Source organism: Curtobacterium sp. PhB146, from assembly GCF_004342995.1.
Lineage (GTDB): Bacteria > Actinomycetota > Actinomycetes > Actinomycetales > Microbacteriaceae > Curtobacterium.
Window position 1 is genome coordinate 1,274,307 of sequence record NZ_SMBN01000001.1, and the last position, 21,151, is coordinate 1,295,457.

14 protein-coding genes and 1 tRNA gene are annotated in these 21,151 nt (G+C 71.7%); 12 read left to right on the plus strand and 3 right to left on the minus strand.

Translation table 11 applies throughout. From position 1 onward, the window contains the following. The first annotated feature begins 55 nt into the window (after positions 1–55). Positions 56–3,664, plus strand: coding sequence for a transcription-repair coupling factor (gene mfd / locus EDF33_RS06230; protein WP_131878218.1), 3,609 nt, complete (start codon positions 56–58; stop codon positions 3,662–3,664). Positions 3,665–3,835: 171 nt separating this feature from the next. Here mfd and nhaA read toward each other — a convergent pair whose 3' ends face one another. After that, on the minus strand, positions 3,836–5,014 hold the full coding sequence (gene nhaA, locus EDF33_RS06235) for a Na+/H+ antiporter NhaA (RefSeq protein WP_132099553.1): 1,179 nt from the start codon (positions 5,012–5,014) through the stop codon (positions 3,836–3,838). Positions 5,015–5,104: 90 nt separating this feature from the next. On the opposite strand from nhaA, the gene EDF33_RS06240 reads away from it, so the two are divergent. The 10 genes from EDF33_RS06240 to EDF33_RS06285 all read left to right on the plus strand — a co-directional run bounded on the left by EDF33_RS06240 (position 5,105) and on the right by EDF33_RS06285 (position 15,939). Further along, entirely contained in the window at positions 5,105–5,863 is a 759-nt protein-coding gene (locus EDF33_RS06240) for a MazG family protein (protein ID WP_132099554.1), read from the plus strand. 271 nt (positions 5,864–6,134) lie between these two features. Then, positions 6,135–7,379 carry a histidine--tRNA ligase gene (gene hisS / locus EDF33_RS06245; RefSeq protein WP_132099555.1) on the plus strand — a complete coding sequence of 415 codons (1,245 nt, stop codon included), beginning with the start codon at positions 6,135–6,137 and terminating at the stop codon, positions 7,377–7,379. Positions 7,380–7,475: 96 nt separating this feature from the next. After that, the gene (gene eno, locus EDF33_RS06250) at positions 7,476–8,759 is read left to right on the plus strand and encodes a phosphopyruvate hydratase (protein WP_131845281.1); all 1,284 of its coding nucleotides are present in this window, start codon (positions 7,476–7,478) and stop codon (positions 8,757–8,759) included. Positions 8,760–9,060: 301 nt separating this feature from the next. Beyond that, positions 9,061–9,594, plus strand: coding sequence for a septum formation initiator family protein (locus tag EDF33_RS06255; protein WP_111084824.1), 534 nt, complete (start codon positions 9,061–9,063; stop codon positions 9,592–9,594). Positions 9,595–9,661: 67 nt separating this feature from the next. Continuing rightward, positions 9,662–10,210, plus strand: a complete 549-nt coding sequence (locus EDF33_RS06260; RefSeq protein ID WP_111084823.1) for a DUF501 domain-containing protein — start codon at positions 9,662–9,664, stop codon at positions 10,208–10,210. A gap of 38 nt (positions 10,211–10,248) precedes the next feature. Continuing rightward, positions 10,249–11,724 (plus strand): FAD-dependent oxidoreductase, encoded by a 1,476-nt coding sequence (locus EDF33_RS06265; RefSeq protein WP_123294735.1) that lies wholly within the window; start codon positions 10,249–10,251, stop codon positions 11,722–11,724. A gap of 76 nt (positions 11,725–11,800) precedes the next feature. Then, positions 11,801–11,874, plus strand: a tRNA-Leu gene (locus EDF33_RS06270). Positions 11,875–12,262: 388 nt separating this feature from the next. Further along, a complete protein-coding gene (locus EDF33_RS06275) occupies positions 12,263–13,831 on the plus strand; it encodes a hypothetical protein (RefSeq protein ID WP_132099556.1) in 1,569 nt (522 codons plus the stop codon). Between the two features lie 112 nt (positions 13,832–13,943). Continuing rightward, positions 13,944–14,603 carry a class F sortase gene (locus EDF33_RS06280; RefSeq protein ID WP_132099557.1) on the plus strand — a complete coding sequence of 220 codons (660 nt, stop codon included), beginning with the start codon at positions 13,944–13,946 and terminating at the stop codon, positions 14,601–14,603. 10 nt (positions 14,604–14,613) lie between these two features. Continuing rightward, positions 14,614–15,939: a threonine/serine exporter family protein gene (locus EDF33_RS06285; RefSeq protein WP_132099558.1), complete on the plus strand. Its 1,326-nt coding sequence runs from the start codon at positions 14,614–14,616 to the stop codon at positions 15,937–15,939. Between the two features lie 212 nt (positions 15,940–16,151). Here the strand turns inward: EDF33_RS06285 and EDF33_RS06290 are convergent, their stop codons facing one another. After that, positions 16,152–17,855: an AMP-binding protein gene (locus EDF33_RS06290; protein WP_132099559.1), complete on the minus strand. Its 1,704-nt coding sequence runs from the start codon at positions 17,853–17,855 to the stop codon at positions 16,152–16,154. Between the two features lie 92 nt (positions 17,856–17,947). Continuing rightward, complete coding sequence (locus EDF33_RS20095; RefSeq protein ID WP_165918728.1) at positions 17,948–20,332, minus strand: Ig-like domain-containing protein; 2,385 nt, start codon at positions 20,330–20,332, stop codon at positions 17,948–17,950. Positions 20,333–20,560: 228 nt separating this feature from the next. Here EDF33_RS20095 and EDF33_RS06300 point away from each other — a divergent pair, with 228 nt between their 5' ends. Beyond that, entirely contained in the window at positions 20,561–21,142 is a 582-nt protein-coding gene (locus EDF33_RS06300) for a LemA family protein (RefSeq protein ID WP_111084820.1), read from the plus strand. The last annotated feature ends 9 nt before the right edge of the window (positions 21,143–21,151 follow it).

Here is a 21,151-nt window from a genome sequence, read left to right on the forward strand (position 1 = left end):
TCGCCCGTCGCGCACCACGCGGGCGGTGTCGGTGGGGGCCGGTACCATCTCCTGAGTGACGATCTCGGGCATCATCCCTGCGCTCTCGCGCGCCTCCGCGTTCGATCGCGTGCTCCGTGCCGCGCCTCGTGACGCCGACTTCTCGGTCGTCGACGGCCTGCGGGTCCCACTGCTCGGGGCGCTGCTCGCCGAGCGGAACGGGCCGCAGTGCGTGCTCGTCATCACGGCGACGGGGCGTGAAGCCGAAGCGGTCCGCGACGCCCTCGGCAGCTACGTCCCCGACGCCGACGTCCTCGAGTTCCCGGCGTGGGAGACCCTGCCGCACGAACGGCTCAGCCCGAGTGCCCAGACCGTCGGCACCCGCATCGCGACGCTCCGCAGGCTCGCGTCGTGGTCCGCCGCCGACGCCACCGATCGCCGCACCACCATCGTCGTGGCGAGCGTCCGCGCAGCGCTGCAGCCGATTGCCGCCAACCTGACCTCGCTCGCGCCCGTCGTGCTGCGCACCGACTCGCGCGGCAACGACCTGGCCGCCATCGCCGCGAAGCTCGTCGACATGGCCTACGCCCGCGTCGACCTCGTCACGCGGCGCGGTGAGTTCGCGGTGCGCGGCGGCATCCTCGACGTCTTCCCGCCCACCGCGGACCACCCCGTCCGCGTCGACTTCTTCGGCGACGAGATCGAGGCCGTCAAGGCGTTCTCGGTCGCCGACCAGCGCACGACCGAGGACGACCTGGGCTCGGTCGAACTCACCGCCTCGCGCGAACTCCTGCTCAGCGACGACGTCCGGCAGCGGGCGCGCGAGATGCTCCACGAGTTCCCGAACCTGTCCCAGATGCTCGCGAAGATCGCCGAGGGGATCCCGGTCGAGGGCATGGAGTCCCTCGCCCCCGCGCTCGTGCAGGACCTCGTCCCGATGACCTCGTACCTGCCCGAGGACGCCACCATCGCGGTGTTCTCGCCCGAGCGGGTGAACGGTCGCGCGAACAGCCTGGCCGAGACGAACACCGAGTTCCTGCAGGCCGCGTGGAGCGCCGCGGTCGCCGGGGCTCAGGCGCCGATCGACCTCGACGCCGGCAACTTCCTGACCGTGCAGCAGCTCAAGAACACCCGCGGCCAGCGCACCTGGTGGACGGTGTCGCCGTTCGACTCCGGTCTCGACGAGGGCGACACCGCGCGCGTGCTCACCGACGCCGAGGCAGCAGCCGAGGCGGGGGAGTACATCCGCGTCCGAGCCGAGGCAGTACCGAGCTTCGCGGGCAGTGCCGACGGCGCGATCGCGCACGTCAAGGCGCTCACCGATGACGGGTGGGCGGTCGTGGTGACCGCCCAGGGCCAGGGTCTGGTCGAGCGGGCGGTGCAGGTCCTCGCCGACGCCGGGGTCGCAGCCCGTGCCGAAGCCCTGCCCACGCCTCCCGAACCGGGTGTCGCCATCGTCACGACGGCCACCGTCGAGCACGGCTTCGCCATCCCGGATCCGCGCATCGTCGTCCTCAGCGAAGCGGAGTTCTACGGCCGGAGCGTCCAGCAGGGCGCGCGCACCGTCAAGAAGCTCGCGAGCCGTCGCAAGAACGTGGTCGACCCGCTGCAGCTCAAGCCGGGCGACGTCGTCGTGCACGCGACGCACGGCATCGGCAAGTTCGTGGAACTGGTGAGCCGCGAGGTCAGCTCCGGCGGCCGCAACGCGGTGAAGACGCAGCGCGAGTACCTCGTGCTCGAGTACGCGCCGTCGAAGCGGAACTACCCCGGCGACAAGCTCTTCGTCCCGACCGACCAGCTCGACCAGCTCTCGCGGTACGTCGGTGGCGAGTCCCCGACCCTGTCGAAGATGGGCGGTTCGGACTGGTCCGCCGCGAAGTCGAAGGCCCGCAAGGCCGTCCGCGACATCGCCGTCGACCTGGTGAAGCTGTACTCGGCGCGGATGGCGTCGAAGGGGCACGCGTTCGGCCCGGACACCCCGTGGCAGCGCGAGTTGGAAGAGGCGTTCCCGTTCGCCGAGACCGCCGACCAGCTCACCACGATCGACGAGATCAAGCGGGACATGGAGCGGCCCATCCCGATGGACCGCCTGCTCTCAGGCGACGTCGGCTACGGCAAGACCGAGGTCGCGATCCGCGCCGCGTTCAAGGCGGTGCAGGACGGCAAGCAGGTCGTCATGCTCGTGCCGACGACGTTGCTCGTCCGCCAGCACATGGAGACGTTCCAGGAGCGCTTCGCCGGGTTCCCCGTGCACCTGCGCGCCCTGAGCCGGTTCCAGTCCGAGAAGGAGTCGAAGGAGACCATCGCCGGGCTCGCCGACGGCACCGTCGACATCGTCATCGCGACCCACCGGATCCTGTCGCAGGGCATCACCTTCAAGGACGTCGGGCTCGTCATCATCGACGAGGAGCAGCGGTTCGGCGTCGAACACAAGGACCAGCTGAAGAAGTTCAAGACGAACGTCGACGTCCTGGCGATGTCGGCGACCCCGATCCCGCGGTCACTCGAGATGGCGGTCACCGGGATCCGCGAGATGTCGACCCTCGCGACCCCACCCGAGGACCGCCACCCCATCCTGACCTTCGTCGGGCCGCAGTCCGACCTGCAGGTGGCCGCCGCGATCCGCCGCGAACTGCTGCGCGAGGGCCAGGTGTTCTACGTGCACAACCGCGTGCGGGACATCCAGGGCGTCGCCGCGCACCTGGCCGAGATCGTGCCGGACGCCCGCATCGCCGTGGCACACGGGCAGATGTCCGAGAGCACCCTCGAGCAGGTCATGGTCGACTTCTGGGAGCGCCGGTTCGACGTCCTCGTGTCGACGACGATCATCGAGACCGGCCTCGACATCGCGAACGCGAACACGCTCATCATCGACAAGGCCGACAAGTACGGGCTGTCGCAGCTCCACCAGCTGCGCGGTCGTGTCGGCCGAGGGCGCGAGCGCGGGTACGCGTACTTCCTGTACGACTCCGAGAAGCCCCTGTCCGAGACCGCACAGGACCGCCTCGAGACCATCGCGGCGAACAACGAGCTCGGCGCGGGCATGCAGGTTGCCATGAAGGACCTCGAGATCCGCGGCGCCGGCAACCTGCTCGGCGGCGAGCAGTCCGGGCACATCGCGGGCGTCGGGTTCGACCTGTACCTCCGGATGATCGGCGAGGCCGTCTCGCAGTTCCGCGGTGACGTGGCCGAGGGGCAGACCGAGTTGCGGCTCGAGATCCCGGTCGACGCGCACATCCCCGAGGACTACGTCGAGTCCGAGCGGCTCCGGCTCGAGGCGTACCAGAAGCTGTCAGCGGCCTCGGCTCCGACGGCCCAGCAGGACGCCATCGACATGGTTCTCGACGAGCTCACCGACCGCTACGGGCAGCCGCCGCAGGCCGTGCAGACGCTGGTCGAGGTCTCCCGCCTGCGTCGGATGGCGCAGCAGGTCGGGCTGTCCGACGTGGTGGTCATGGGCTCGAACCTGCGCGTGGCGGGCAAGGAGCTCGCCGACTCGTCGCAGGTGCGGCTCAAGCGGATGTTCCCGGGCGCGAAGTGGTTCCCGCAGCAGAACGCGGCGAGCATCCCGATGCCGCGTCCGCACGACCAGGCGCTGCCGGACGACGCCCTGATCCAGTGGGTCGAGAGCATCCTCACCGCCGTGTACGGCGCGACGACGCCGGCGGAGGCGCCGGCCGCGTAAGGGGTGCAGTGGTCGCGAGCGGCGACGGACAGGAGGCACGGTGCGGGCTGGCACCGTGCCTCCCATCCGCTCGTGGGCGCGTCCACCGCGCGCACGCTGTCCGCGACGATCCACGCGTCGATCGACGCGTGGATCGTCGCAAAGGTGGTGCGGGCCCGGAACCGCGCCCCGCTACTCGGTCGCCTCGGCCTCGGACAGCTCGCGCCGTCCGCGGTACGCCCGGGCCCGCAGCGTGACCACGACCGCCGACGCGACGATCGCGATGCCCGAGCCGACGAGCACGGCGAGCACACCCTCGTCGAGGATCTCCTCGTTCCGGGCGAACGCGAGCTCGTTCATGAGCAGCGAGACCGTGAACCCGATCCCACCGAGCACCCCGACGGTGATGATCGAGAAGAACGACAACGACGACCGCCCTGGTGAGCGGAAGATCCGCGTGGCGACCGCGCCGAACAGCGTGATCCCGATGACCTTGCCGACCGGCAGCGCGATGACGACCGCCCAGAACGTGGGGGAGAGCTCGCCGATGCCGACGGCGGGGATGACCACCGCGGCCGACGCGAACGCGAACACCGGCAGCACGATCGCGTTGGACCACGGCTCGACGTTCTCGTGCAGGGTGTGGCCCGGACGCCGGGGGAGCACGAGGCCGAGCGCGACGCCGGCGATCGTGGCGTGCACGCCGGAGTGGTAGACGAGCCACCAGGTCAGGAGCCCGACCACGACCATCGCGACGATGAGCAGCGTCTGCCCGTTGCGCCCCGGACGGAGCATCCGGCCGAGCAGCCAGAACGCCGCGAGCGTGACGACGGCACCGGCGAGGGCCAGGAAGTCGGTGTCGTGCGCGAACACGACGGCGATGATGATGATCGCGATGAGGTCGTCGAGCACGGCCAGCGCGAGCAGGAACACCCGGATGCCGCTCGGCAGCCCGCGACCGAACATCGCCAGGACACCGAGCGCGAACGCGATGTCGGTCGCCGTCGGGATCGGCCAGCCGTGCGTGTACGGGGTGCCCGCGGTGACGAGCAGGAAGATGCCCGCCGGCACGAGCACACCGCCGACCGCCGCGATGGCGGGGATGATCGCGGTCTTCGGGTTCGACAGCTCACCGTCGACGAGCTCCTGCTTCAGCTCGATCGCGACGAGCAGGAAGAACACCGCCAGCAGGCCGTCGCTGATCCAGTGCGCGATCGACAGGTCGAGGCCGACGGCACCGAGCGGTAGGTGCGCGTCGAGCAGCCGTTCGAGGCCAGGGCCGACCGGAGAGTTCGCGACGACCAGGCCGAGCACGGCGGCGGTCAGGAGCGCGATGGCGCTGAAGCGGGGGGAGCGGACGAGGGACGACATGGATCTCCGTCTCGAGGGGTCGGGTGGTAGTCCGTCGACCAGACTTCCCGACACACCACCACCAGCATACGTGGGTGAGACGATGGCGCGATGACCGCCGTACCGGACCTCGTGACCGTCGTCGACCGCCTGCTCGCCGAGGACGGGGGCTGCGTCTGGAACCGGGCTCAGACCCACGCCACGCTCGCGCGCTACGCGGTCGAGGAGTCCTACGAACTCGTCGACGCCATCGACGACGGCGACCCGGACGACGTCCGCGAGGAGCTCGGCGACGTCCTGTACCAAGTCGTCCTGCACGCCGGGATCGCCGAACGCGCGGGGGAGTTCACCCTGGAGGACGTCGCCGCCGGGGTCCGCGACAAGATGGTCCGTCGACACCCGCACGTGTTCGGCGACGAGACCGCGGACACCGTCGACGACGTGGTCCGGGTGTGGCGCGCGGCGAAGGCGGCGGAGAAGTCGGCCCGGACGAGCGCCCTCGACGGCGTCCCGCGCGCGATGCCGCCGCTGGAGCGGGCCGTCAAGCTGCTGGAGCGCCTGGAGGAGCACGGTGCGGCCGACACGGCCGTCGCGTCGGTCGTGGCCGCCGCGCCCGCCGCGTTCGGCTCGGCTGCTGACCGGGAGGCCCGTGGCACGTCCGCCACGTCGGCCGCGGCACCCGGAGCGGGAACCGCTCGGGCATCGGTCGGGGCGCCGGCACCGGCCGACGGTGCGGGGGCGGTGGACCCGGCGTGGGGGATCGCGATGCTCGAGGAGGTCGCCGGAGCGGTGCGGGACGGGATCGACCCGGTCGCGAGTCTCCGCGTGGCGGTCGCTGCGCTCGAGGAAGCCGGCCGTGCCGCGGAGTGAGTGTGCCGGGGGGACGGAGATGCGCTGGGGAAAAGAGAAGGGCGCCCTCCTAACCCGAAAAAGGAGGGCGCCCGTGAGCGGGTGGGCACACCCCCAGGGAGAGGTGTGCACGCAGAACCCGCTCGGGTCGCGGGGCACACTGCAGCACGGTGCCCACGCGATCGGTCCGGAGAGTGGATCAGGCACGCTCCGAACCGAGGTACTGAATGCAGTATGCCAGTAGGACGCATGCCGCGCAACTCGTCGATGCGCATCTGCCAGACTTGACGCCATGGCGACGACCGTGACGGCACCCCGTGGCATGCGTGACTTCCTCCCCGCGGACAAGGCCCGACGCGAGCACGTGCTCGGTGTCGTCCGCGACGTCTACTCGCGGCACGGGTTCGACGAGATCGAGACCCCCGTGGTCGAGGACGCCGCGCGGCTGCACTCCGGGCTCGGCGGAGACAACGAGAAGCTGGCGTTCGCGGTCATGAAGCGCGGGCTCAGCACCGAGGACCTGCAGGCTGCCCAGGCGCCGCTCGACCTCGCTGACCTCGGGCTCCGGTTCGACCTGACCGTGCCGCTCGCCCGGTTCTACGCCTCGCACCGCGCCGAGCTGCCCTCGGTGTTCCGATCGGTGCAGATCGCGCCGGTCTGGCGCGCCGAGCGTCCACAGAAGGGGCGCTACCGCCAGTTCGTGCAGTGCGACATCGACATCCTGGGGGAGCCCGGGCAGCTGGCCGAGATCGAGCTCATCCGCGCCACGACCGCCGCGCTCGACGAGCTCGGGGTGACCGGCACCACGATCCGCATCAACGACCGGCGGATCCTGCTGACCCTGCTGGCGTCGTGGGGCATCGCGGACCCCGCTGCCGCCGACCGCGCACTCATCACGGTCGACAAGCTCGACAAGATCGGCCCGGACGGCGTCGCCGCCGAGCTCCGCAGCACCGTCGGACAGGAGCTGCCGGGGCTCGAGGACACCATCCGTGCGCTCGAGGCCGCGGACTGGACCTCGGTCGAGGGGGCTGCCTGGCTCGACGCCGAGGCGTTCGCCGACCTGCTGCGCCTGCGGGAAGCGCTGCCCGGCGTCGACCTGCGCTTCGACCCGACGCTCGTGCGCGGCATGGGCTACTACACCGGCACGATCTTCGAGGTCGCGCACCCCGACTTCGGCTACAGCCTGGGCGGCGGCGGTCGGTACGACGGCATGATCGGTCGGTTCCTCGGGCAGGACGTCCCCGCGGTCGGCTTCTCGCTGGGCTTCGAGCGCCTGGTCGACCTCGTGACACTCCCGGAGTCCGCCGAGTCGGACGCCGTGGTGCTCGTCTACGACAAGGACGTCGACCCCGTCCGACTCGCCGCCCTCAAGAACGAGGCGCTCGCATCGCACCGGCGCGTGCGGCTCGAACGGCGCACCAAGAACACGAAGAACCTGCTCGCCGGTCTGGCCGCGCAGGGGTTCTCCGCCTTCGCGACCGTCGGCGCCGACACGACGTCGCTCGAGGGTGTGGAGTTCCGCCCGCTCGACTGAGTTGTCCACACCGGGCGTCACGGTCGACGTCGTGTTCACCTCGGCTCGCTAGGATCGGTCCCGCAAACACCACAACCAATGTGTAGGGAGTACCCCGTGGCCCTGATCGATGCCGTAGGCGCACGCGAAGTCCTCGATTCCCGAGGCAACCCGACGGTCGAGGTCGAGGTCCTCCTCGACGACGGCGTCGTGTCCCGCGCGCTCGTCCCCTCCGGTGCCTCCACCGGCGCGTTCGAGGCGTACGAACTCCGCGACGGCGATGCCTCGCGCTACGGCGGCAAGGGCGTGCTCAAGGCCGTCGACGCCGTCCTCGACGAGATCGGCCCGGCGCTCGAGGGCTTCGACGCCACCGACCAGCGCCTCGTCGACGCCGCGCTCATCGAGCTCGACGGAACCGAGAACAAGTCCCGCCTCGGCGCGAACTCGATCCTCGGTGCCTCGCTCGCCGTGGCCCGTGCCGCTGCCGACTCGGCTGACCTGCCGCTGTTCCGCTACCTCGGCGGCCCGAACGCGCACACGCTGCCCGTTCCGCTGATGAACGTCGTCAACGGCGGTGCCCACGCGGACACCAACGTCGACATCCAGGAGTTCTTCCTCGTGCCGTACGGCGCCGAGTCGTTCTCCGAGGCGCTCCGTTGGGGCGTCGAGACCTACCACGCCCTCAAGGGCGAGCTGAAGAAGCAGGGCCTCGCGACCGGCCTCGGCGACGAGGGCGGCTTCGCGCCGGAGCTCGCGTCGAACCGTGCGGCGCTCGACTTCCTGCTGACCGCGATCGAGAAGGCCGGCTACACCCCGGGCAAGGACATCGCCGTCGGCCTCGACGTCGCGTCCACCGAGTTCTTCCACGACGGCAAGTACTCGTTCGAGGGCAAGCAGCTCTCGAGCCAGGAGTTCACCGCGTACTTCGCCGACCTCGTCGCGAACTACCCGCTCGTCACGATCGAGGACCCGCTGGCCGAGGACGACTGGGAAGGCTGGTCGCACCTGACCGCCGAGCTCGGCGACAAGGTCCAGATCGTCGGCGATGACCTGTTCGTCACCAACCCGAAGCGTCTGCAGCGGGGCATCGACGAGAAGGCCGCGAACTCGATCCTGGTGAAGGTCAACCAGATCGGCACGCTCACCGAGACCCTCGACGCGGTCTCGCTCGCGCACCGTCACGGCCTCACCTCGATCCTGTCGCACCGCTCCGGCGAGACCGAGGACACCACGATCGCGGACATCGCGGTCGCGGTCGACGGTGGTCAGATCAAGACCGGCGCACCGGCCCGCTCGGACCGCGTCGCGAAGTACAACCAGCTGCTCCGCATCGAGGAAGAGCTCGGCGACGCCGCGGTGTACGCCGGTCGCTCGGCCTTCCCGCGCGCCAAGTCACTGTAAGCAGCTCGGCCAGCAGCACCGGCACCACCGAGACGCCGTCCTCCTCCGGGAGGGCGGCGTCTCGTCGTGTGCGCGGCGTCGAGCGGTCGAAAGACGTCGGCAGGCGCGGACTCATCCGACGGGACGTGACCGCCGGACGCGCGCCGGGCGGTGGGTCGTGACCGCTCCCTGCGCGGGACGGGTTGGCGGGCCGGACCCGCGCCTCCCGGCCGGAGCGATCGGACGACGCGAGTCGCTGAGAGGCCACCGAACGGCCGCGTGCCGGGCGCTCCCACCGCGTCGGTCGGGTTATCGTCGGGACGTGCCCAGCCAGAAGCCCCGCGTCCGCCGCGTCCCCGTGGCGATGCCCGACGGCAGCACGTCGGCGCAGCCCTGGTACCGCTCGATCCACTTCTCCGGGTTCAGCCTGCTGATGCTCGCGATCATCGTGCTCTTCGTCGTGGTGCTCGCCCCGTCGCTCCGCACGCTCATCCAGCAGCAGGAGCAGATCGCCCAGCAGCAGCGTGAGGTCGCGAGCCAGAAGGCCGACGTCACGCAGAAGAAGAAGGACGTCGCCCGCTGGGACGACCCCGCGTACATCGAGGCGCAGGCGCGGGACCGCCTGCTCTACGTGTACCCGGGCGAGGAGAGCTACCTCGTGATGGGCGCCGAGGACCGGAAGGCCGAGACCACGCCGACGACGGACTCCGGCACGCCCGTCAGCACGAAGGTCCAGACGCCGAAGGTGGACTGGGTGCAGGCGATGCTGTCCTCCGTGCTGCAGTCGGGGCTCACCGACGAGACAGCCGCCGACCTCGTGGCCCCGGACGTCTCGGGCACCGGCGAGAGCAAGTAGCTCCGAGCCGGACCCGTCCGGCACGACGGTGCGCGGGGTACCGGGTCTCCGGTAGGCTCACGTTCCCGTGACGACCCCTCCCTTCGACCCGCCCTCCGACCGCGACGTCCAGGTCGTGTCGGCGCAGCTCGGCCGACCGGCACGCGACGTCATCGGGATCGCGGCACGGTGCGTCTGTGGCAACCCCACGGTCGTCTCCACGAAGCCCCGACTGTCGAACGGCACCCCGTTCCCGACGTTCTACTACCTGTGCCACCCCGCGGCCACCGCCGCGGTCAGCACCCTCGAGGCCAACCAGGTGATGCCGGAGCTGGCAGCACTGCTCGAGGACGACACCACCGCGGCCGCGTACCTCGCGGCCCACGAGTCCTACCTGGCCGATCGCGAGTCGATCGAGCACGTCGACGAGATCGTCGGCATCAGCGCCGGTGGCATGCCCACCCGTGTGAAGTGCCTGCACGCCCTCGTCGGTCACGCCCTCGCCGCCGGACCCGGCGTCAACCCCATCGGTGACCTCGCGCTCGAGCGCGCGGACTGGTCGCCCTCCCGGTGTGAGTGCCGGGCGTATGATGACGGTGCAGACGCTGGAGTCGGGGCGGGTGGCGGCGAAGTCTGACTCGACTCCGAAACCCCCATCCAAGGAGATCATCCCCCGTGCCCAAGATCCTCGTCGTCGGCGGCGGTTACGCCGGTTTCTACACCGCATGGAAGCTCGAGAAGCACCTTCGCCAGGGCGAAGCCGAGGTCGTCATGGTGGACCCGCTGCCGTACATGACGTACCAGCCGTTCCTGCCCGAGGTCGCTGCCGGTTCGATCGAGCCGCGTCACGCGGTCGTCTCGCACCGCCGCCACCTCAAGAACACCCGCGTCGTCACCGCGAAGGTCACCAAGGTCGACCACGCGACGAAGACCGCCACGATCACGCCGACCGAGGGCGAGGCGTGGGAGGAGTCCTACGACCAGATCGTCATGACCGCCGGCGCGGTGTCCCGCACGTTCCCGATCCCGGGTGTCGCGGACGAGGCCATCGGCCTCAAGACGATCGAGGAAGCCGCGGCGATCCGCGACAAGATCCTCACGAACTTCCACAAGGCGGCGAACCTGCCGGCCGGTCCCGAGCGTGACCGCCTGCTGACCGTCGTCGTCGTCGGTGGTGGCTTCGCCGGCATCGAGGTGTTCGCCGAGCTCCGCTCCTTCGTCACCGACCTGCTGAAGAGCTACCCGCAGCTCTCCTTCGACGAGACGCGCTTCCACCTGGTCGAGGCGATGGGCCGCATCATGCCCGAGGTCTCGCTCGAGACCTCGCACTGGGTGCTCAAGAACCTGGCGCAGCGCGGTGCGAACGTGCACCTCGAGACCCAGCTGGCCTCGGCCGTCGGTGGCGTCTGCGAGCTCAAGACGAGCGACGGCGCGATCGAGAAGATCGAGTCCGACCTCATCATCTGGACCGCCGGTGTCATGGCGAACCCGATGGTCAAGGGCACCGACTTCCCGCTCGAGCAGCGCGGTCGCATCCGCGTGCAGCCCGACCTGCGCGTCGTCGATGACAACGGCGTGATCGCGGACGCATGGGCCTGTGGCGACGTCGCAGCCGTGCCGGACCTCACCGGTGGTGGCGTCGGCGGCTTCTGCGTGCCGAACGCCCAGCACGCCGTCCGTCAGGCGAAGCAGCTCGCGAAGAACCTGGTCGCGACCATCCGTGGCGAGGCCACGACCGACTACAAGCACGAGAACCTCGGCGCCGTCGCGGGCCTCGGTCTCGGCATCGGCGTGTTCCAGTCCGGCAAGTTCGCCATGAAGGGCTTCCTGGCGTGGGGCGCGCACCGTGGCTACCACGGCATGGCGATGCCGTCGTGGGAGCGCAAGTGGCGCGTCATCGGCGACTGGGTCGGCGGCTTCTTCCTGGGCCGCGACATCGCGTCGCTCGACGACCGTGAGACCCCGCGCGCTGCGTTCGAGGCCTTCGCGTCCCGTCCGAAGCCCGCGGCCGAGGCCCCGGCAGCTCCGGCCGCCGCTCCGGCTCCCGAAGAGGGCAAGCCTGCTGGTGCCGCTGGTCCGGCGTACGGCGAGCCCGCCAAGGACGTCTCGAACGAGGCCGAGCCCGTGAAGGCCCCGGCCGACGCCAAGTAGTCCCAGCAGCAGTCCACGAGAGGCGGTCACCCTTCGGGGTGGCCGCCTCTCGCGCATCGGTAGGCTGTTGCGGCCCGCCCCCGTGGCCCAATCGGTAGAGGCATGCGACTTAAAATCGCCGAGTTGTGGGTTCGAGTCCCACCGGGGGTACCCGTGCGCGTCCCGCGAAAGCGACAGTCTGCCGCCAACCGTTCGCGGCACACTGTCGCCCTGGCGGGCAAGACGGCGCATCCGCGGGTGCATCTGTCGCTTCGGCGGGTGTGAACCGACCCCAGCCCGGCCGGGAGGCCCGTAGCGCGCCCGCACCGCGCCTCCCGTCCGTCACACGCGTGCGTCCCGCGAAAGCGACGTCGTGCCGCCAACCGTTCGCGGCACACTGTCGCTATGGCGGCACGGAAGGAGCGCGCCCGCGCGGATCTGTCGCTTTGACGTGCGCGAACCAGGTCCGCGCACGAGCATGTCCGGCCGAATCCAACTTAGGGTTGCCTAACCTAACTCCTGTCCCTATGCTCAGGGAGTTAGGTAAGGCTACCCAAACTTGGAGACCACCCGAATGCACCTGTCCTCTCCTCGCGCCCGGCGTCTGGCCGCCAGCGCGACCGCCGTCGCCCTCGGCGCGACCATCGCCGCGGCCGCCGCGCTCGGCGCCGCCCCCGCGAACGCCGCATCCGCCGACGTCACCGACGCGTCGCTGTCCTGGAGCCTCAGCAACGAGGCCAACGCCGGCGCCTACTTCGGCGGCTGCAACTTCCTGTCCGCCGGGGTCGCCGGCAACTCGGGTGCCTCGGCTCCGTGGACCGCGACCAACCCGTCGCCCGGCTACGCCGCTTCGGCCGGCAACGTCTCGATCGCCTACCCGAAGACCGCGGGCGGCACCTCGACCCCGACTTTCGCCACGAAGTGCCAGACCGGCGACGGCGCCACGGTCCGCCCGGGCACCACGACCGCCGGCGTCCTGACGCTCGCCGCGGGGACGGGTACCGTCGACGCCGCAGCCGGCACCGCGGACATCGCGTGGGACGGCGGCTTCACGGTCGCGTTCTACGGCGGCCTGACCTACTGGTCCGCGGAGGACCCGGAACTGCACGTCGCAGCGGACGGCACGGGTGAGCTCACGGCGACGGTCTCGGGCTACGCGGCCTCGCGCGACGGGGGTAGCTGGGCGCCGCTGACGCCGCGCACGGTGCACCTCGCCACCCTCACCGACGTCGACGTCACGAGCTCGGGCATCACCGTGAGCCCGGACTGGCAGGGCGTCGAGCCCGCGTCGGCGACGAGCCTGAACAAGACGAACGCCGACTGGGGCTCGTGGCCGGCGGACTTCGTCGACTTCCAGAACGAGACCGGTCAGAGCTCGTACTGGTACACGTCCGGCGCGAACGACGCCGCGGCCAAGAAGCCGCAGCCGATCTCGATCGCCTACACGGCAGCCGAGGCACCCACGCCCGAGCCGACCGAGCCGAGCGAGCCGGGCACGCCGGAGCCGACGACCGAGCCGAGCGAGCCCGGCACCCCGGAGCCGACGACCGAGCCGAGCGAGCCGGGCACCCCGGAGCCGACGACCGAGCCGAGCGAGCCGGGCATCCCGGAGCCGACGACCGGCCCGACGACCGGCCCGACCACGGAGCCCACCACCGGGCCGACCACCCCGGCCCCGTCGATCAGCACCGGTGGCACCACCACCTTCACGGTCGGCGACTCGGTGCCGCTGCGCGCCGAGGGCCTGCCGGCAGCGACGGAGTACTCGATCGTCCTGCACAGCGACCCCGTCGTCCTCGGCACCGTGACCACGGACGCCGACGGGGCCTTCGCGACCTCGGTCGTGATCCCCACGGACACCCCGGCCGGAGCGCACACCATCGCGGTGGAGTCATCGGACGGCACCGCCGTGGTCTCGCTCGCCATCACGGTCACCGCTGACGGCACCGTCGTCGTCGACCCGATCGACACCACCACGGCCGTCACCACCGGCGCAGCCGTGAACACCGGAGGCACCGTCTCCGGCACCTCGGCCCTGCCGTGGATCGGGCTGTCGGCCTTCGGCGTCGTCGCCCTCGGCTCGGTCGCGTTCATCGCGTACCGCCGCCGCGTCACCCAGCAGGACTGACGCACCGGGATCCGCGGGGCGGTCGACCCCGCCACGCGGATCCCGGCACCCAGGTGTCGGACGGGAGGCGCGCCTCCCGTCCGACACGTCCGTCACCACCCCGGAACGGAAGATGACCGCCCCACCCACCCGACCGCGCACCGCGCTGCTCTGGACGATCGCCGTGCTCGCCGCGGCGTCCCTCGTCGTCGGCGTGGTCGGTGTGGTCACCGCGACCACCGGAGCCGCATCGCCGACGGCGATCACCGGCACGTCGCTCGACGGCAAGCAGGTCACGCTCGACCCGGGCGAGTCGGGGACGGCGGCGTCTGCCTCGAACGCGGTCGCCGACACCGGCGTCCAGCTCGTGGTGCCGTCGGTCGGGCTCGAGGTGCCGCTCGGCGAACTGGACGCCGTCGACGGGCAGATCACGCCGCCGGGGTTCAGCGAGGCCTACCGGGTCCGCAACCTGGGGGTCCCGCTGGTGGACCGCGCGGACGGCACCGTGTTCGTCGTCATGCACTCGCTGCGGAACGGTGCGATCGGCCCGGGCAACCTGCTCATCGACGTCGACGGGCAACGCTCCGAGGTCACGGTCGGCAGCCGCGTCCGGATCGGCGACGCGCGGTGGACGGTGACCGGTTCCGAGCGGATCACGAAGGCGACCGTGGCCGCCGATGCCGACGTCTGGGCGGACGAGCCCGGCCGGCTCCTGCTCATCACGTGCCTGCAGCGGCCGGACGGCTCCGCGTCGGTCGACAACGTGGTCATCGAGGCCACGCTCTATCGCTAACATCGCCTGCGTGGTCGGACTCGGAAGCGCACTCGCGAACCTGCAGAACGCCCTCCGTCGGCCCGAGGCCCACGTCGAGGTCGTCGACGGCGAGACCGTCCCCGTCGGCATGCTCCTCGGCACACTCGGTGCACTGCTGCTCGACGCGGGCAGCTCCGTCACCGACGTCCGCTCGGCGCTCGAGAAGGCCCGCGACGCCGCCGGGGTCGGTCCGACCCTGGCGATCGGGGTGCTGCCGGCGCTCGTGATGGTGAGCGAGGTCTCGACCGGTGCGGCGACGATCGTGAACGCCGAGGGCGTCGAGCTGTCGTCACGACAGGCTGCACGGGCGAACCGGGTCGTGCTCGGGTTGGAGAGCGGGTCGATCGCCCTCGCCGAGATCCCCGCACGCGTCCGGGCCATCCGTGCGGGCACCGTCCCGCCGTCCGCACTGCCGTGGATCCTCGGCAACGCGCTGACCTCCGCCGGGCTCGCCGTCGTGTTCCGGTGCCCGTGGTGGGCGATCCTGCTCGCGCTCCTGGTCGGTGCGCTCGTCGGGGTCATCGGCCTGCTGCTCCGGCGCTTCCGCGAGGCCGTCGCGATCATCCCGTTCCTTGCCGCTTTCGTGTCGACGGCCATCGTCGGACTCGTCGCCGCGGGCGCCGGGTTCGAGCAGGTCCCGCTGTTCGCCGTGTGCGCCCCGGTGGCGGTGTTCGTCCCCGGCGCCCTCATCACCAACGCCCTGCTCGAACTGACCGCCGCGGACATCGTGACCGGGTCCTCGCGGCTGGTCCAGGGGCTCATCATGCTCGGCTTCATGGCGGCCGGCATCGCCTCGGGCAGTGCGCTGACCGGGCTGCACGTCGACCCGTCCTCGGCGGCACTCGTCGGCGAGGTCGCCGGCGTCGGCACGGACCTGGCCGGGTGGGAGTCCGTGCCGTCCTACTGGGTGTCGTGGGTCGCCGTGGTGGTCCTGGCGGTCGGCCTCGGCCTGGTGTTCCGGTCGGGCTGGCGGCTGACGCTCGTGTCGGTGGCCGTCATGGTCACCGCCTACGCGCTGGTGAGCGGGACGACGCCGGTGTGGGGGAGCGTCGTCGCGACCGGGGCGACGGCGGCGCTGTTGTTCGTCGCGACGCGGTTGCTCGAGCGGCTCGTGCCGGCGATCCCGGCGACGGTGTCGTTCTTCCCGGCGTTCCTGCTGCTCGTCCCCGGGACCGTCGGGCTGGTGGCGGTGGCCACGTTCGACCCCGAGTCCCTCGCGACGCCCCTGGCGACCTTCGTCAGCCTGTGCATCGGGACGAAGATCGGTGGGCTGCTGCCGGGTCTGTTCGCCCGGAACGCGCCGAGCCACACGTAGCGCGGCCCGGGGGTACGTGGGCGTACCTGGCCGGATCGGGCGTACCTGGTCGGAAGTTTCGACCAGGTACGCCCGATCCGGCAAAGCACCGCACGCGGCATGGGAAGGAACGCACGCAGGCGCGGCCGTGGACGCGACCGGCTGACGGACGGGAGGCGCGGGGCGGGGCCGCCACGGGCCTCCCGTCCGGCGCCGCGCACGTGCAGAGCCCGCTACGGCTCGAGCAGTCGGCCCGCCGCCTGGTCCTCCGCTGCCGTCGCCTTGGCGAGGTAGTGCACCTTCTTGCCCGTCGCGTTGTAGGGCAGCTCGTCGACGAAGCGGTACCGCCGCGGCCGCTTGTAGCGGGCGAGACCGGGGTGCGAGCCTGTCCACTCCTCGAGCTCGGCGGCGGCCGCGACGTCGTCCTCCGGTAGCCGTCCCGCTGCACGGACCACGTACGCCGTGACGACCTCGCCCCACCGCTCGTCCGGGATCCCGACGACGATCGAGTCGGCGACGCCCGGGTGCTCCTGCAGTGCGGCCTCGACCTGGACGGGGTGGACGTTCTCGCCGCCGGAGATGATCATGTCGTCCTTGCGGCCGACGATCGTCACCCGTTCGTGCTCGTCCCACGTGGCGAGGTCGCCGGGGTAGAACCAGCCGTTCGCGAACTTCTCCGCCTCGAGCCCCGGGTTGCGGTACGAGTAGCCGGACTTCACGGTCCGGACCGCGAACTCGCCGATCTCGGAGCCGTCCTTCGGCACGGTGTCGCTCGGGTCGGCCAGGCGGTCCTCGTACACGCGCACCACGGCGACGTCGTCGTCCGTCGATGCTCGTCCGGTGGAGCCGGCGCCGTCGGGGAAGTCCTCAGGACGCAGGAAGGTGTTCCAGAAGGTCTCGGTCGTCCCGTAGCCGTTGAAGATCCGCGGGGACAGGAGCTCCTGGTAGCGGAGTGCGGCGGCGCGGTCGAGCGGTGCACCCATCGTGACGATGCCGTGCAGGGACGACAGGTCGCGGGGCCGGGCCTCTTGCGCGTTCGCGAGCTGCACCAGGTTCGGCGGCGCACCGATCAGGAACGTCAGCCGCTCGGACTCGACCAGGTCGAGCACCCGCTCGGCGTCGAAGTGCCGCAGGGTGGTGAGCTCGGCGCCGACGTAGAACACCGGGTTCGGGCCGCCCGAGTACAGGCCGCCACGGTGGAACAGCGGCGACATGTTGAGCGTCTTGTCGAAGGGGCTGAGCGGGAAGTGCATCACGACGTCGTGGGCGCTGAGCACCTCGACCAGGCTCGGCAGGGGCACCGGCTTCGGTCGCCCGGTGGTGCCGGAGGTGTAGAGGCGGGTGGTCTCGTCGTAGGTGCTGCGGGGCTCGGTCGCGGCGAGTTCGGCGGGGGTGACCGGGTCGGCGGCGAGGAGGGCGGTGAACGCGACCCGCGCGTCGTGTGCGGGGTCGTCGTCGTGGCGCGCTGCGTGGTCGTCGCCACCGACGACGACGATGTGGTCCGGACGGTGCGGCGCGGTCTCGAGCGCTCGGGCGATGTCGTCGCCGCGCACCGCGTCGTGCACCAGCACCACGGGCGCGGAGTCCTCGATGATGAAGGCGACCTCGTCGGGCGCGAGCCGGAAGTTCGTCGGCGAGAACACCGCGCCGATGCGGTGGCACGCCAGGTAGAGCATCGCGAACTCGGGCGAGTTGAACAGCTCGACCATCACGACCGAACCCCGCCCGGCACCGTGCCGGACGAGCCACCCGCCGATGTGGTCGACGACGTCCCCGAGTTCCGCGTAGGTCCACGACCGACCCGTGTCCGGGTCACGCAGCGCGGGCCGGTCCGCGAAGCGGTGGGTGTTCCGCGCGAAGCCGTTCGCGTACGTGTAGCTGCCCTCGAACACCTCGCGGAACCGCGTCGGGTCGTAGTCGGATCGGGTCTCGGTCATCATCGCTCCCTGGGGCGGTCGAACGGCGCGTCACGCACCGATCGTCACTGTATCCGCCGCGCGGGGACGGCGGACGGGAGGCCCGGTGCGGGTCAGGTGGCCGCGTCCGGTCGCGCGGTGCGCGCCCAGAACCAGGCCCCGATCGCGCCCGCCACGCAGGTCGCGCCGACCGCGCCGAGCAGCACCGGCGACGCGTGGGTCCCCGCGGGACCCGAGTAGACCGCGGCGGTGAGCGCGACCGCGACGACCGCCAGTGCCACGTACCGGGCACGCGAGGCCATCAGGACCGCACTGCCGGCGGAACCCGCGAACGGCAGCAGCGTGGCGACGACGGCTCCGACCCCGCCGACGCACAGGGTGATGGCGAACTCCGACGTCAACGCGGACCAGAAGCCCCCGCCCGCGGTCAGGCTGTGGAGCACCCACCCCGCGGTCGCGAGCCCGAGCAGCGCGACCGTCCGCCAGGTCGCGCTCCGGGCACCGGCGGCGATCCCGGAGCCCAGGCGCAGAGCGGCGGTGTCCAGGTCGGGGCGTCCCGACGGCACGAGCACCATCCCGACGATCAGGGCGGGGGAGAGGTCCGCGGCCCGCGTGATCCCGCACGCCACGAGCGCCGCGAGCACCAGCCACGGGGACACCCGGAAGCCCACCGCACGGTGGTCGGGCCCGGCCGCCCACCGGGTCACGAGCACCACGGCTGCCGTGAGCACCGCGGTGCCGAGCAGCACGGCGATGGCGAGGCGGACGTAGCGGGCCTCGAGCGAGACGCCCACGCCGAGCAGCGTGCACAGCGCGGCGACGGCCACCGCGACCGTGATCGACACCCAGGTCGGCAGCACGTCATCGGACCCGGAGCGGTCCGAGCGCGAGCGGTTCCGCCCGAGCAGTCCGGCGAAGGGCGAGCGGATGCGCCCGCGGGCAGCGGCGGCGACGAGCGCGAGGGGTGCGGCGATGAGCAGGAGGAACCCCGCGGCGACGGCTGTGGCGATCAGGACGGTCCGCCACGAGAACGCGGCCTGGATCGTCGGCACGGTGCGGTCGTAGGCGGTGGCAGCGGTCCAGTCGCCCGCGGGGCCCGACCAGTCGGTGTGGCCGCCGGAGCCTGCGGCCCCGGGGGTGCTCGTGCCGGTCGGGTCGGTGCCGTCACCGGGCGCTGCCGCTGATCCGGGGCCGTCGTCGCCGGTGCCGCCTGCGTTCCCGGTTCCGGTGCCGGCCGGGGTCCCCGTGTCGCCGGGGGTCTGGCCGTCACCCGGCGCGGTCGTGGTGCCGGTGGAGTCGGTGCCGGAGCCGGAGCCGGAGCCGGAGCCGGTGCCGTTGGTCGGTGCGTCCCCGCCGGTTCCAGAGGTGCCGGGGGTGCCGTTCGGGGCGCCCGAGGTCGACCACACGGTGACCTGCACGGCAGCGGACGACCGCGAGTAGTTGCCGGCGGCGTCGTGCTGCGTGGCGGTGAGGTCGTGTCCGCCAGCCCGCAGTTGCGACCCAGCGGTGGAGCAGGACCAGGAACCGTTCGCAGCGACCTCGGCCCGGCAGACGGGTGCGCGGTCGACGTAGACGGTCACGTCGGCACCGGGTTCGCCGGTGCCGCGGACGACCGTGGCACGCGAACCGACGCGGTCGCCGTCGTCGGGTGCGGTGATCCGCGGGGCTGCCGGTGCTGTGCGGTCGACCGTGATCCGCACGGGGGCCGAAGACGCACTGCGCAGGTCGGAGCGGTAACCGCGCGCCGTGCTGGCGGTCTGCGAGGCGGTCACGGTGACGGTCGCGTCGGACCGCAGGGCGAGCGAGGTCACCCACCGACCGTCCGGGCCGACCGGGGCGGTCTGCTGCGTCGACGATCCGGAGACCGACAGCACCACGGTGGAACCGGGGAAGCCCGTGCCGGAGAGCGCGCCGCTGGTCGGGTGGTCGGACGCGATGGTCGGCGGCACGATGACGTCGGAAGCCGGGGCACTCGCGGGCGGCTGGCTCGGCGCGGTGACGTCCCGCACCGTGAAGACCTGCTGCGGACCCGACCGCACCGTACCGAGGCACGACCACGAACCGTTCGCCTGCACCTGGGCCGAGCACCCGGCCGAACCGGTCGACGCGGGGCCCGCGACGCGGACGACGTGCGCCGGGGTCCCGGTGCCGTGGAACCGGGCGGTGCTGCTCGTCACGTCCCCCGGGTCGGCGATGGTCGGTGCGACGGGCGGTCGTCCGGTGGACGCGGGCGGGGGCGTGGGGGTGCCGGGGCGACCGCTGCTCGGGGGGCCGACGAGTTCGCCCGGTGCGGGGGTCGCGGTGCTCGCGGCGCTGACGCGTTCGGTGGTCGCCTGTTCGTGGGCCGCTGTGCCGGCGAACGCGGGGGCGGCCGCCGCCGCCAGCAGTGCCGCGGCGAGGACGGCCGCGGCCGAGGTAAGCGCGACGAACCGGGTACGACGACGAGGGCCGTCGCCCCCGACGGCCCGGTCGTCCACGTTGTCCCCTCGCGTGCTCACCGGCTCCATCCCACGTGATCCGGGCCGCTGGGTCAATACACCTCGCGGATGATGTCCCGCATCCGGTCGTGTTCGCCCCGCAGCCCGAACGCCCGGTGTGCGTGACTCGGGAATCGCCCGTGAACCCTGGCGGTCGACGCGAGCACTGCGGACGCGTCGGTAGACTTCACGACGGCCGTTCAGGCCACGCAGCACCGCGGATCCGAACGCGAGAAGGAGCACCCACGCATGGACACCGGACTCGTCACGACGCTGATCGTCGTCGGAGTGGTGGTGGTGATCCTGGTCATCATCGGGATCTACCTCTGGGTGACGTACAACTCGCTCGTCACGCTCAAGGTCCGTGTGGACGAGGCCTGGAGCGACATCTCGGTGCAGCTGAAGCGGCGCGCCGACCTGATCCCGACCATCGTCGACACGGTCAAGGGGTACGCCACCCACGAGAAGGCCGTCTTCGACGACGTCACCAAGGCGCGCTCCGAGACCCTGACGGCCGGTGACGCCGGCACGGCCTCCGCGGCCGAGGGACACATGCAGAAGGCGCTGAAGAGCGTGTTCGCGGTCGCCGAGGGGTACCCGCAGCTGCAGTCGAGCCAGAACTTCCTGCAGCTGCAGACCGAGCTCGTCGACACCGAGGACAAGATCCAGTCCGCCCGGCGCTTCTACAACGGCGGCGTGCGCGAGCTGAACACGAAGATCCGGGTCTTCCCGAACTCCACGTTCGCCAAGCGACGGGGCTTCGCCGAGGCGACGTTCTTCGAGACCGCCGAGCCGGCAGCCATCGCCGAGCCGCCGCGCGTCCAGTTCTGACCCCAGCCT

Coding starts and splice junctions, on each gene's coding strand:
- nhaA (WP_132099553.1), bottom strand. CDS start 5,014: ATGTCGTCCCTCGTCCGCTCCCCCCGCTTCAGCGCCATCGCGCTCCTG.
- EDF33_RS06240 (WP_132099554.1), top strand. CDS start 5,105: ATGACCGCCGTACCGGACCTCGTGACCGTCGTCGACCGCCTGCTCGCC.
- hisS (WP_132099555.1), top strand. CDS start 6,135: ATGGCGACGACCGTGACGGCACCCCGTGGCATGCGTGACTTCCTCCCC.
- EDF33_RS06280 (WP_132099557.1), top strand. CDS start 13,944: ATGACCGCCCCACCCACCCGACCGCGCACCGCGCTGCTCTGGACGATC.
- EDF33_RS06290 (WP_132099559.1), bottom strand. CDS start 17,855: ATGACCGAGACCCGATCCGACTACGACCCGACGCGGTTCCGCGAGGTG.
- EDF33_RS06300 (WP_111084820.1), top strand. CDS start 20,561: ATGGACACCGGACTCGTCACGACGCTGATCGTCGTCGGAGTGGTGGTG.